We start from the raw sequence: 12725 nt of genomic DNA on the forward strand, positions 1-12725 counted from the left end.
TGACGAGGGAGTGTTCAGCGGCGTTGCGGGGGCACCGCGGTGGACTGTCGGACGACCAGCTGGACCGGCAGGTCCTCGGTGGAGCTGGGGCGATCAGTCGGAGTCATCAGATCGATGAGTTTGTTGACGGCCGAGCGGCCGACCTTCTTCAGGGGCGACCGAACCGTCGTCAGTCCGGGAGAGACCAGCGTTGCCACGTTGACGTCGTCGATACCCATGACCGACAGGTCCTCGGGCACCCGGACACCTCGGGTGGTGAGACGGGCGAGGATGCCCAGTCCCACCAGGTCGTTGTAGGCGAAAGCGGCTGTCGCGCCCGAGGCGACGACCACGTCCGCGGCCGACTGCCCGCCGTCGAAGTTCGGCGCGTAGGAACCGACCTTGCTGACCTCGAGATCGTCGAAGGTCGGCGCAAAGCGTTCGATCGCGGCCCAGCGCTTCTGGTTGGACCAGGACGTCTCGGGCCCACCGACATACGCGACCTTGCGGTGACCCAGCGCGTGCAGGTGCTCCAACGCGAGCCGGACGATCTCCGCGTCATCGATGACGATCGACGTGAGTCCCTCCCACTCGCGGTTGATCAGCACCATCATCGTCTGATCGGCGACCGCGGCGATGTCCGATGTCGACATGCGCGGCGAGCACAGGATCAGACCGTCCACCTGCTTCGACAGCTGATGCACCAACTCGAGCTCGGTGCGGGTGTCCTCGTCGGAGTCGGCGATGAAGACCGAGTAACCGAGGGCAAGGGCCCGGCTCTGCACGCTCTTGGTGATCGAGGCGAAATACGGGTTCTCCAGGTCGGGGACCACCAGGCCGAGGTTGTGCGTCGTCCCGGTGATCAGCCCACGCGCGGCCAGGTTGGGCTGGTAGCCCAGTTGCCGAGCCGCTTCGACGACGCGGTTCCGGGTCGCGGCAGCCACGGCCGTGTTGCCGGAGAGCGCGCGGGAAACCGTCGATGCGGAGACGCCGGCCGCTTTGGCCACGTCGTGGACGGTGATGGATGAAGCCACAGGCACCTCCTTCGAATGTGCGATGAGTCACAGACTGCAATCGTTTCCACAACCACGTCAATCGCTGTTATCAAAACGTTACCAAGGGAAGCGAGCGAGTAGCGCCTTGCGCACTCGTACCGCCAATCCCATTGAGAACAATCAAAATTGACTCTTGAAGAATCGGCCGGGTATCGGCATAGTGAGCACTGCAATCGATTGCAACAGATTCCATCAGAGGGGCGCAATGACAGAGCACTGGCAGCTCGACCCGGACCGGGCCCTGCCCGCGGAGCCGGCCACGAGAGACCTGGCCCGCACGATCTACCAGCACGGCGCCGCACTGCCGCTCGTGTCGATGCACGGGCATGTCGACGTCGGCCTGTTCGCCGCCAACCAGTCGTTCGGAGATCCTGCGGAGCTGCTCATCACCCCGGACCACTACCTGGTGCGGATGCTTGTCTCGCAGGGCTACCGGCACGGCCAGCTCGGCGTCCCCCACCGCGACGGCACCGGTGCGACGGAGGCCGTCGAACGGGACCCGCGAGCGATCTGGCGCCGCTTCTGCGAGAACTGGCACCTCTTCCGCGGCACGCCGACCCGCTACTGGCTGGAGCACGAACTCGCCGAGATCTTCGAGTTGCCGGCCCCGCCCTCGGCGGACAACGCGGACGCGCTGTACGACCAGCTGTGCGCCACGATCCAGCGCGACGACTTCCGGCCGCTCGCACTGCTGGACCGGATGAACGTGCAGGTCCTCGCGACGACGGATTCCGCCCTCTCGGATCTGGGCGCCCACGCCGACCTGGCCCGAACCCTCGGCCCCGGCCGGATCGTGCCCACCTTCCGACCCGACTCGCTGGTGCACATCGGACATCCGGCGTGGGCCGGCGAAATCGACCAGCTGGCAACGGTTTCTGGCGTCGACACCGGTGACTACAACGGATTCCTGGCCGCGCTGCGCAATCGGCGACGCGCCTTCATCGAGGCGGGCGCCCGGGCCACCGACCACGGTCACCTCACCGCAGACACCACTCCCCTGCCGGCAGCCGACGCAGAACGCATCTACCGCGATGCACTGCAGGGCAGCGTGCGGCCGGCGGACGCCGAGGCCTTCGCGGCGCACATGCTCTACCAGATGGCCGAGATGGCCGCCGAGGACGGCTTGGTGATGCAACTGCACCCCGGCGTGCTGCGCAATCACAGCAGCGAGATCTATCGCCTGCACGGACCCGACCAGGGGTTCGACATACCGGTGCGGGTCGAGTTCACCCACAACCTGCGTCCCGTCCTGGACAGGTTCGGCCTGAGCCCGCAGTTCCGCTGCATCCTGTTCACGACGGACGAGACGGTCTACTCCCGCGAACTCGCGCCGCTCGCCGGCGCCTACCCGTCGATCCGCCTGGGCGCGCCGTGGTGGTTCCTGGACAGCCCGGAGCAGATGCGCCGCTTCCGTGAGTCGGCCGTGGAGACGGCCGGCTTCTACAACACCAGCGGATTCGTCGACGACACAAGGGCATTCGCGTCCATCCCGGCCCGGCACGACCTCTCCCGGCGCATCGACGCGGGCTACCTGGCCAAGCTGGTCGCCGAAGGCCGTCTCCCCATGGATGAAGCGCTGGACACGATGGTCGACCTGGCCCATCGGCTGGCCCTCACGGCATACGCCGCACCGAACAACTGACCCCGCCGGGCACGAAGGAGAATCATGACGATCCGCTCAGCCGAAGTGCTGGTGACCAGTCCCGGGCGCAACTTCGTCACACTGCGCATCACCACCGATGACGGCGTGACCGGTCTCGGTGACGCGACCCTCAACGGCCGCGAACTCGCCGCCGCGTCATACCTGCGCGACCACGTGGCCCCGCTGCTCATCGGCCGTGACGAGGCGCAGATCGAGGACGCCTGGCAGTACCTCTACCGCGGCGCCTACTGGCGGCGCGGTCCGGTGACGATGGCTGCCATCGCCGCGGTCGACATGGCGCTGTGGGACATCAAGGCGAAGACCGCCGGTATGCCGCTCTACCAGCTGCTCGGCGGTCGGTCCCGTCGCGGCTGTCTCGCCTACGGGCACGCCTCGGGCAGCTCGACCGACGCGCTCTTCACCTCGATCCGCAACCACCTCGAGCAGGGATTCCGCGCCATCCGGGTGCAGACCGGAGTGCCCGGGCTGGGGCAGGTCTACGGGGTTGCCACGGACCAGCAGCCGGGCCAGCGCTACGACTACGAACCCGCCAAGCGGCAGGCCCTGCCCGCCGAGGAATCGTGGGACACACGCGCCTACCTGCGTCACGTACCGACCGTATTCGAAGCAGTACGAAGCGAATTCGGGCCCGAGCTGCCGTTGCTGCACGACGGCCACCACCGTATGTCGCCGAACGAGGCGGCGATCCTGGGCAAGAGCCTCGAGCCCTACGACCTCTTCTGGCTCGAGGACTGCACGCCCGGCGAGAACCAGGAGGCGCTGCGTCGGGTCCGGTCCCAGACCACGACGCCGCTGGCGATCGGCGAGGTCTTCAACTCGGTCTTCGACTATCAGACGCTGATCACCGAGCAGCTCATCGACTACGTGCGATCGGCGGTCACCCACACCGGTGGCATCACCCCACTGAAGAAGCTGATGGACTTCGCGGCGATCTACCAGATCAGGTCCGGATTCCACGGGCCGACCGACATCTCGCCCGTCGGCCAAGCCGCGCACCTGCATCTCGGCGTCGCGCTGCACAACTTCGGGATCCAGGAGTACATGAAGCACTCCGAGGACACCCTCGAGGTCTTCCGCACGAGCTACACCTTCACCGATGGACTTCTCGACCCGGGCGAAAACCCAGGGTTGGGAGTCGAATACGACGACGCGGCGGCCGCGGCATACGAGTACACACCGGCATACCTTCCGGTCAACCGGAAGCTCGACGGAACGGTGCACGACTGGTGAACGCCGGCCTGCTCCTCCTCGCGCCCGACGACGATGTCGCGGTCGCGACGCGTGCCCTCGCCACCGGCGAGGTGCTCGAGGTGCCCGGTCGCGGCACGCTGACCGTGCGATCGTCCGTGCCACGCGGTCACAAGGTGGCCGTCGCCGATCTCGCGGCCGGCACCGGTGTTCGCAAGTACGGCAGCACGATCGGCCGGGCGTCCGCGGCGATCGGGGCGGGCGAGCACGTGCACGTCCACAACCTGGTGATCACCGAAGCGGACGAGCCGCACGAGTTCGGCACCGACCGCCATACCCCGACTCCCCCGCCGGGCGCCCGGCCGACGTTCATGGGCTATCCCCGCTCGGACGGCAGGGTCGGCACGCGCAACTACATCGGCATCCTCACCTCGGTGAACTGCTCGGCCAGCACCGCCCGGATGATCGCCGATCAGTTCCGCGGCTCGGTGCTCGACGCCTATCCGAACGTCGACGGAGTCGTCGCACTGACGCATCGCAGCGGGTGTGGTCTGGTGACAGAGAGCGAGGGCGCCCAGGTCCTGATGCGGACGCTGCGCGGGTATGCCGCCCACCCGAACATCGCGGGACTGCTGGTGCTCGGCCTGGGCTGCGAGATGTTGCAGTCGTCACGCATCGTCGACTCCGCGGACATCCCGGCCTCGACGCTCGTGCAACGCCTGGTGATCCAGGACGAGGGCGGCATCCGCCGTACGGTCCGGGCCGGCGTCGACGCGATCACCACGATGCTGGAGCCGATCAACGCACTCCGCCGCGAGCCGTGTGACGTCGCCAAGCTCGTGCTCGGGCTCAATTGCGGTGGCTCCGATGGATATTCGGGCATCACCGCCAATCCCGCACTCGGAGTCGCCTCCGACCGGCTCGTCTCGTACGGCGGCACCTCGGTGCTCGCCGAGACGCCCGAGGTGCACGGCGCCGAGGGTCTGCTCACCCGGCGGGCGGTGTCGGAGGCCGTCGGCCGCAAGCTGCTCGCGCGGCTCGACTGGTGGCGGGACTACACCGCTGCAGGCGGCGGAACCATGGACAACAACCCGTCACCGGGCAACAAGGCCGGCGGCCTGACCACCATCCTGGAGAAGTCACTCGGCGCCGTTGCCAAGAGCGGTCACGCCGAACTCGCCGATGTCGTCGAGTATGCCGAACCGCTTCGAACGCCCGGCCTCATCTTCATGGACACGCCCGGCTACGACCCGGTTTCGGTCACCGGGATCGTCGCCGGCGGAGCCAACGTCGTCTGTTTCACCACGGGTAGGGGCTCGGTCTTCGGGTGCAAGCCGGTGCCGAGCATCAAGCTCGGTACGAGTACCGAACTCTACGAGCGGATGCCCGAGGACATCGACATCAACTGCGGGACGATCGTCGACGGGACGCAGACCCTCGACGAGGCGGGCGACGGCGTCTTCGAGAAGATCCTGGAGGTCGCCTCAGGCACGCGAACCGTGAGCGAAGAGCTCGATCTCGGTCAGGAGGAGTTCGTGCCGTGGCAACTGGGTGCGGTGACCTGAACTCCGGCTGCCGTCGTACGCCACGTCTTGAGGTTCCCGACAGCTCCTGCAATTCACTGGGCCACTTTTCACAATTAATCGTTCACATGTGATAGCTCCGGCCACAATGAGCGCCAGGGATCTCCAACCCCGGCGGTCCTGAATGTCTCCGGCGGGCGTATCCAGGGACGGCCCAAGGGAGCGGACAGGCCCGCCGCGTCACCGGCGGGTCGGATCGGAGGACACATGCGTCATCTGCGCTCACTCGCGGTCGGCGGTGCTGCCGTCGGCCTCGCCGTCACTCTGCCCGGCACTGCTTCCGCCAATCCGAAGCCGTCGCCACCGGTAACCCTGTCGTCGTCCGTCGGCGCACCGTTCAACCTGGAGGTCGACGGCCCGCGAGTCCTGATCGCCGACGGCGGCCCCGGCTACGTCGGGATGCTGAGCGCGGGAGGCACCGTCGCCCCGGTCGTCACCGGCGTCCCCGGCGCTGCGGGCGTCGCCACCCGTGGGGCCTGGTTGGCCTACACCTCGACCGTGACGAACGAAGAGACGTTCGAGAACACCGCGTCCGGGCTGCACGTCCGCCGCCCGGGCGGCGGCACGATCTACGCGGACACGACCGCGTACGAGGCAGCACACAACCCGGACGGTATGACGGCGTACGGCCCGCGCAGCGATGACCCGTGCGTCACGCAGGCGGTCGGCCCGCGTCAGAGCGGCGGACTCGATTCGCACGCCTACTCCGTGGCGAGCAACGGCACCGGCTGGCTGGTTGCGGACGCCGGCGCCAACGACCTGCTGGCGGTCAGCGACGACGGCGCCATCAGCACGGTTGCGACGTTCCCGGCTCAGCCCAAGACCATCACTGCGGCGCAAGCGGAGGCCCTCGGCATGCCGGCATGCGTGGCCGGTGTCACCTACGACTTCGAGCCGGTCCCGACCGACGTCGAGGTCGGTCCCGGTGGATCGATCTACGTGACGACGCTGCCCGGCGGCCCCGAGGGACCAGAGCTCGGAGCACGCGGCTCGCTCTGGAAGGTCAACCCGTCGACACACTCCGTCACCAGGATCGCGACCGGCTTCGCGGGGGCGACCAACCTGGCGATCGGCAAGCACGGAGACATCTACGTCGCGGAACTCTTCGGCGGGAAGATCTCCGTGGTGAACTCCCAAGGCGTCTCGACGCTGGTCAACCTCCCCGGCGTCGTCTCGGTCGAAACCGCAGCGAACGGAACGGTTTACGCCGGCACGATGGGCATGGACGAGTCGAATCCGGGCTCGATCGTGAAGATCGCGAAGGGCAAGATCCAGTCACGCCAGAGCGTGCGCTGAGCCGGTAGGCCGGCGGGAGCTCGACCCCTGGACCCCTCCCGCCGGTCTGCCTTGCCCAGGTGCTCCGCGCACATCGTGCGCGACCTCGCACCGACCGGGCTGGTGCCCCCGACGGGACTCGAACCCGCACTCCAGCGATTTTAAGTCGCCTGCCTCTGCCAATTGGGCTACGAGGGCGAGAGCCAGCGTACGCGGCGACCATGCACCGGGATCGACCTGCCCGACGCGCGTCCGGGTGCTTCCCGCCGTCCGCCGATCGGGCCGGTCAGGCCAGGCCGAGGGCGATGCCGTCGAGGATGTCGTGCTCGCTGGTGAGCACGGTCTCGAGGCCGGACTCGGCGCTCACCCGACGGACGATGGTGCGCCAGATGAGTGCACCCGAGCCGATGACGTCGACCCGGCCGGGATGCATGTACCCCAGCGCCGCACGCTGCTCCCGCGTCGCATGGATCAGTGCGTCGCAGGATCGCTCGACCCGGGCGACGGACAGCTCCGCCCCATGGATGCGTTCGGGGTCGTATTTCGTCAGGCCGAGGGCATGCGCGGTGATGGTGGTGACCGAACCGGCCAGGCCGATGAGCGAGCCCGCGCGGTTCAGCGGAACGACTGCCGCCGCCTCGTCGATGGCGGCGTTGATGTCGACGAGCGCGGCGTCGATCTCCGCCTCGGTGGGCGGGTCGGAGTGCAGGTGCCGCTCGGTGAGGCGGACGCAGCCGATGTCGGTCGAACGTGCCGCTTCGACCTGCCGGTCGCCGAGCACGAACTCCGTGGAGCCGCCACCCAGGTCCACCACGAGGTATGGCGCAGGGGTCGCCTCCGCTGCCACGCTCGTCGCTCCACGGAAACTGAGTTCGGCCTCCTCGTCGCCGGTCACGACCTCCGGCACGGTGCCGAACTCGGCGAAGGCGCCGGCGATCCCGGCAGTGAACTCGGCAGCGTTCTGAGCGTCACGCGAGGCGGAGGTCGCCACGAAACGCACGCGTTCGACACCCGCATCGGTGCACCGCTGGGCGTAGTCCCGCGCGACCCGCACGGTCCGCTCCATCGCCTCCGGCGCGATCCGGCCGGTCACATCGACGCCCTGACCGAGGCGCACGATCTCCATGGTGCGCACGACGTCCGTGAGCGAGTGCCCGTCGGTGTCCGCGATCAGCAATCGGATCGAGTTGGTACCGCAGTCGACGGCGGCCACTCGGGTCATGTTCTTCTCCGCTCTCAATGGTCAAGCACGGCTACGAGACGCCCGCTCGTTGCTCACGGGCACCTCCTCCAGCGCTGCCTACTCGACCCGCATCTGGCTGCAGCAGCCGCCGGACCACCACTTCGGCAACGCCGAAAGCGCTTCGTCACCAAGCGGATTGACGCCGGGACCGACCGCCATGGAGTGCGCGACGAGAACGTGCAGGCACTTGACGCGGTCCGGCATACCACCGGCGGAGATCCCTGCGATCTCCTCGACTTCCCCGAGCTCGGCGCGCCGGCGCAGGTAGTCCTCGTGGGCACCGCGATAGGCGGCGGCCAACTCGGGGTCGGTCGTGAGCCGGTCGGTCATCTCCCGCATCATGCCCTCCGCCTCCAGGGTGCCGATCGCACCGGTGAGCCGAGGGCAGGTCGCGTAGAAGCTGGTGGGGAAAGGGGTGCCGTCCGGCAACCGGGGCAGGGTGCGCACGACGGCCGGGCAGCCGCAGGGGCAGCGAGCAGCGATCTCGACAACACCGCGCGGAAGCCGGCCGAGCTGCTGCTCGACGAGCTGGAGATCTGCGGGATCGACTGGGGGCAAGGAACTCTCGGTCATCTTCTCGGTCATCGACGGATCAGTGCTCGTCAGTGCTCGTCAGTGTTGGTCAGTGCTCGCCGGAAGCGACGACTGACTTCCACAGCGTGCCGTACCAGGTCTGCTTCGCCTCGGACTTCTTCGCCGCGGCGGCCTTGGACTCCTCATCCGTGACGTAGACCGTCAGCGTCTTGCCGGGCTCGACGAACCCGAGCCGCTGGCCGGCCTGCGCCGCGACATACTTCGGGTCGCTCCACTTCTGCTTCTCCACCTTCAGTGATGCGACATCGGCCTGCTGTGCGGCGACCTGGGCCTGCAGCTGCGAAACGTGCTGGCGCTCGGAGATGTAGGAGCGGACCGTCGGTGCGATGACCACCGCCAGGAAGACGATCAGCGCGCCCACCACCGCCAGCCGCCGCATGGACCGCGGCGAGCGCTGCTTGCGGACCGCGCGGGCACTGCCCGACGAGCCGCCGGCGGGAGCACCGGTCGGCTTCGTCGGGGCGGAACGCACCGTCGTGGTGCGAGCTGTGCCTGTCCGTCGCCGCCCGGTGGACGGGCGAGACGTCGCGTGCGACCGACCTGCGGTGGTCTTACGCGAATCGCGTGTCACAAGAGGACCTTTCGTCTTCCTTCAGCTCAGGCCTGGACACTTGGTCTCCGTTGGCGTTGCGACTCGCAAGCTCGCTGCAACGCCAACCGATATCAAGCCTGCTGTGTTGAATTAACTGCTGTGAAGCGCGGGAACGCACCCGCACCGGCATAGACCGCAGCGTCGTCGAGCTCTTCCTCGATGCGCAGCAACTGGTTGTACTTGGCCACGCGGTCCGATCGGGCCGGCGCACCGGTCTTGATCTGGCCGCAGTTGGTCGCGACCGCCAGGTCGGCGATCGCGGTGTCCTCGGTCTCACCGGAGCGGTGGCTCATCATGCAGCGCATGCCATTGCTCTGAGCCAGCGTCACGGCGTCCAGCGCCTCGGTCAGGGTGCCGATCTGGTTGACCTTGACCAGCAGCGCGTTGGCGTTGCCGCCTTCGATGCCGCGAGCGATCCGGGTCGGGTTGGTGACGAAGAGGTCGTCGCCGACGATCTGCACCTTGTCGCCGAGCTCGTCGGTGAGGGTCTTCCAGCCTTCCCAGTCCTCCTCGTCCAGCGGGTCCTCGATGGAGACCAGCGGGTAGGACGCCACGAGGTCGGCGTAGTAGGCGGTCATCTCGGCCGCGGTCTTCTTCGACCCCTCGAAGACGTAGGACCCGTCCTCGAAGAACTCGCTCGCAGCAGCATCCATCGCGAGCGCGATGTCCTTGCCCGGCGTGTAACCGGCAGCCTTGATCGCGTCGAGGATCAGGTCGAGTGCGGCACGGTTGGATTCGAGGTTGGGCGCGAAGCCGCCCTCGTCGCCGAGACCGGTCGACAGGCCGCGCTCCTTCAGCACCTTCTTGAGGGAGTGGTAGACCTCCGCACCCCAGCGCAGCGCCTCGCGGAACGAGCCGGCGCCGATCGGCGCGATCATGAACTCCTGGATGTCGACGTTGGAGTCCGCGTGCGCGCCACCGTTGAGGATGTTCATCATCGGCACCGGCAGCAGGTGGGCGTTGGGTCCACCGATGTAGCGGAAGAACGGCAGGTCAGCTGACTCGGCACCGGCCTGCGCGACCGCGAGGCTGACACCGAGGATCGCATTGGCGCCGATCCGGCTCTTGTTGTCGGTGCCGTCGAGGCCGATCATCTCCTGGTCGACCAAGCGCTGCTCGCTCGCGTCGTAGCCGAGCACGTGCGGGGCGATCTCCTCAGCGACCGCGTCGACCGCGTCCTGGACGCCCTTGCCCAGGTAACGCTTGGCGTCGCCGTCACGGCGCTCGGCCGCTTCGAACTGCCCGGTGCTCGCACCGGACGGGACTGCGGCGCGACCGACGGTGCCGTCATCGAGCGCGACCTCGACCTCGACGGTCGGGTTGCCTCGGGAGTCGAGGATTTCACGGGCGAGCAGGGCGTCAATCGTGGCCACTTGGTGAGTCTCCTGGCACTTCGTCGGGGCGTCCGGCAGGCGGTGTGCCCGCGTCGCATACTGCGGGCCAGACTATCGCCGAACGCACGACCGGTCCGGCAGGACCCGCAGTCCCCACGAAGTTCCTACCGCCGGGGCCCGTCAGGCGACCGCTGCGACAGCACCGATGTCGGCGATCTCCCGTGCGTCCGCGTTGCCCCCGGAGCAGACGACAGCGCATCGCTGCGGGTGCTCGGCGTGCTGCAGCAAGCCCGCGAGCGCTGCTGCCCCCGCGCCCTCGGCGAGCGTGTGTGCTGCGGTGCTGAACAACCGCATCGCCTCCAGGATCCGGTCGTCGTCGACCAGCAGGAAGTCGTCCATCCGTCCGTGCATCACCGACAGCGGAAGCTGGGAGCCGCTCGAGGTCGCGACACCGCTGAAGCGGGTGCCGCAGTCCGCCTGCTCGACGCGGCCGCTGCGCCAGGAGTTGTATGCCGCGGGCGCCGCCGCACTCTGCACGCCGATGATCCTGCAGTCGGGAGCGAGTTCGTCGCGGACCACGCAGGCGCCGGCGGCCCCGGAACCGCTGCCGACCGGCACATAGATCGCCTCCAGGTCCGGATGGCGACGCAGCAGCTCGAGGTAGATCGTGGCGTGTCCGTGCACGATCGCCGGGTCGTCACCCGGGCTGACGAAGCGCATGCCGCGCTCGGCGGCGAGCTGCATCGCGTGCTGGCACGACTCGGTCATCGTCGCGCCGTGCCGGATCACCTCGGCGCCGAGCAGCCGCGTGGCGTGCGCCTTCTCCTCGGGTGCGGTGACCGGCATGACGACGACGGTCGGCGCCTGGGCGAGCCGTCCGGCATACGCCAGGCTCTGCGCGTGATTGCCGGTCGACGCGCTGATCAGGCCCGCCCGTCGCTCGGCACCCGTCAGGCCGGCCGCCAGCGACACGCCGCCTCGAACCTTGAAAGCCCCTGTCGGCTGGACGTTTTCGTGCTTGACGACCACCTGGGCACCGACCGCCTCATTGAGCGCGGGGTAGATCCACGAGGGAGTCGGCGGAAGCTCGTCCGCGATCACGTCGGCAGCGTGCAGGACTCCAGCGAAGGTCAGGGCGGTCATGTGAGCGAGTGTGAAGCACCCAGGTCGCATCGGTCCAATAGATGTTTTGTCGCGATATGAACGACATCATCGATATATTTCCCGGATGCTCGACCTCCGCCGCCTCCAGGCACTCGTCGCCGTCGCCCGCACCGGATCGGTGTCCGCTGCCGCGGACGAACTGCATTACGGACAACCGACGATCTCCCACCACCTGCGCCGTCTGGAGGCGGAGACGCACACGGTTCTGCTGCAGCGGGTCGGCCGCGGCGTGCGCCTCACCGCGGAGGGCATCGCCCTGGCCCGCCGTGCGGAGGAGATCCTCGCGCTCAGCCGACGCGCCGAGGAGGAACTGCAGCTGGCCGCCGGACTACGCGCCGGACGAGTCCGGCTGGCGGCATTCCCCTCGGCAGCCGCGACGCTCGTGCCGCCGGCACTCGCCGGTCTGCGCGACTCGGCACCCGGCGTGGCCATCGAGCTCGTCGAGGCCGAGCCGCCCGACGCGATCGAACTGCTGCGCGCCGGACGCATCGACCTCGCGATCACCTTCACGTATGACGACACCGACGCCGAGCTGCTCAGCGTCGAAACCGTCCTCACCGACCATCTCTACCTGGTCGAACCGGTCGCGGAACGACCGCGCACGGCCGGCCGGGCGTTGCGCGCGCATCGCCATACGGCGTGGGTGGCGGGGTGCGAGCGCTGCCGCGCCCAGCTCGTCGAACTCTGTGCGGCAAGCGGGTACGAGCCCGAGATCAGCTTCGCCACCGACGACTACCTCGCGGTCCAGGCGCTCGTGGCGCAGGGCTCGCTGGTCAGCATCCTGCCGGGCCTCGCTCTGGCAGTGCACCGGCATCCCGGGGTTCGCGTCACCCGGCTGCCGGCCACCCGGCAGGTCCAGGTCGTCACGTATGGCGCACCGCCGCGGCCGCGGGCCGTCGATGCGGTCGCGGACGCGATCGTCGCCGCGGCGCGCGACGTGACGATGCCGCGGTGAATGGTCGCGAGTTCCGCCGGGGGCCGGAGAGGTCTCCCGCGTGACCCGTCGTCCGCTGCCCTATCCTGGCCCACAGGGTCGGCGCTGACGCCGCCGGCAC

The 12725-nt window shown here is 68.5% G+C and carries 11 protein-coding genes and 1 tRNA gene; 5 read left to right on the top strand and 7 right to left on the bottom strand.

The genetic code is table 11. The features are described from left to right. Positions 1-14: 14 nt before the first annotated feature. Complete coding sequence (locus VG502_RS18085; protein ID WP_325551485.1) at positions 15-1013, bottom strand: LacI family DNA-binding transcriptional regulator; 999 nt, start codon at positions 1011-1013, stop codon at positions 15-17. A gap of 226 nt (positions 1014-1239) precedes the next feature. Between VG502_RS18085 and uxaC the strand changes: the two genes are divergently transcribed. From uxaC to VG502_RS18105, 4 genes are all read left to right on the top strand, one after another. Continuing rightward, positions 1240-2676, top strand: coding sequence for a glucuronate isomerase (gene uxaC / locus VG502_RS18090; protein ID WP_325551486.1), 1437 nt, complete (start codon positions 1240-1242; stop codon positions 2674-2676). 24 nt (positions 2677-2700) lie between these two features. Then, entirely contained in the window at positions 2701-3927 is a 1227-nt protein-coding gene (gene manD / locus VG502_RS18095) for a D-mannonate dehydratase ManD (protein WP_325551487.1), read from the top strand. Next, positions 3924-5450: a UxaA family hydrolase gene (locus VG502_RS18100; protein ID WP_325551488.1), complete on the top strand. Its 1527-nt coding sequence runs from the start codon at positions 3924-3926 to the stop codon at positions 5448-5450. The genes manD and VG502_RS18100 overlap by 4 nt, the downstream gene beginning before the upstream one ends. A 225-nt stretch (positions 5451-5675) precedes the next feature. After that, positions 5676-6764: a ScyD/ScyE family protein gene (locus VG502_RS18105; protein WP_325551489.1), complete on the top strand. Its 1089-nt coding sequence runs from the start codon at positions 5676-5678 to the stop codon at positions 6762-6764. A gap of 100 nt (positions 6765-6864) precedes the next feature. Here VG502_RS18105 and VG502_RS18110 read toward each other — a convergent pair. The 6 genes from VG502_RS18110 to VG502_RS18135 all read right to left on the bottom strand — a co-directional run bounded on the left by VG502_RS18110 (position 6865) and on the right by VG502_RS18135 (position 11649). Then, a tRNA-Leu gene (locus VG502_RS18110) sits at positions 6865-6941 on the bottom strand. 88 nt (positions 6942-7029) lie between these two features. Next, positions 7030-7965 (bottom strand): Ppx/GppA phosphatase family protein, encoded by a 936-nt coding sequence (locus VG502_RS18115; RefSeq protein ID WP_325551490.1) that lies wholly within the window; start codon positions 7963-7965, stop codon positions 7030-7032. A 78-nt stretch (positions 7966-8043) separates the two neighbouring features. Then, positions 8044-8571, bottom strand: coding sequence for a DUF501 domain-containing protein (locus tag VG502_RS18120; protein ID WP_325551491.1), 528 nt, complete (start codon positions 8569-8571; stop codon positions 8044-8046). Positions 8572-8608: 37 nt separating this feature from the next. Next, positions 8609-9052, bottom strand: a complete 444-nt coding sequence (locus VG502_RS18125; RefSeq protein WP_325551492.1) for a septum formation initiator family protein — start codon at positions 9050-9052, stop codon at positions 8609-8611. A gap of 191 nt (positions 9053-9243) precedes the next feature. Continuing rightward, on the bottom strand, positions 9244-10545 hold the full coding sequence (eno, locus tag VG502_RS18130; RefSeq protein WP_325551493.1) for a phosphopyruvate hydratase: 1302 nt from the start codon (positions 10543-10545) through the stop codon (positions 9244-9246). Positions 10546-10686: 141 nt separating this feature from the next. Beyond that, complete coding sequence (locus tag VG502_RS18135) at positions 10687-11649, bottom strand: threonine ammonia-lyase (RefSeq protein ID WP_325551494.1); 963 nt, start codon at positions 11647-11649, stop codon at positions 10687-10689. An 85-nt stretch (positions 11650-11734) separates the two neighbouring features. On the opposite strand from VG502_RS18135, the gene VG502_RS18140 reads away from it, so the two are divergent. Then, entirely contained in the window at positions 11735-12625 is an 891-nt protein-coding gene (locus tag VG502_RS18140; protein WP_325551495.1) for a LysR family transcriptional regulator, read from the top strand. The last annotated feature ends 100 nt before the right edge of the window (positions 12626-12725 follow it).

This window comes from Flexivirga sp. (assembly GCF_035551235.1).
GTDB lineage: Bacteria > Actinomycetota > Actinomycetes > Actinomycetales > Dermatophilaceae > Flexivirga.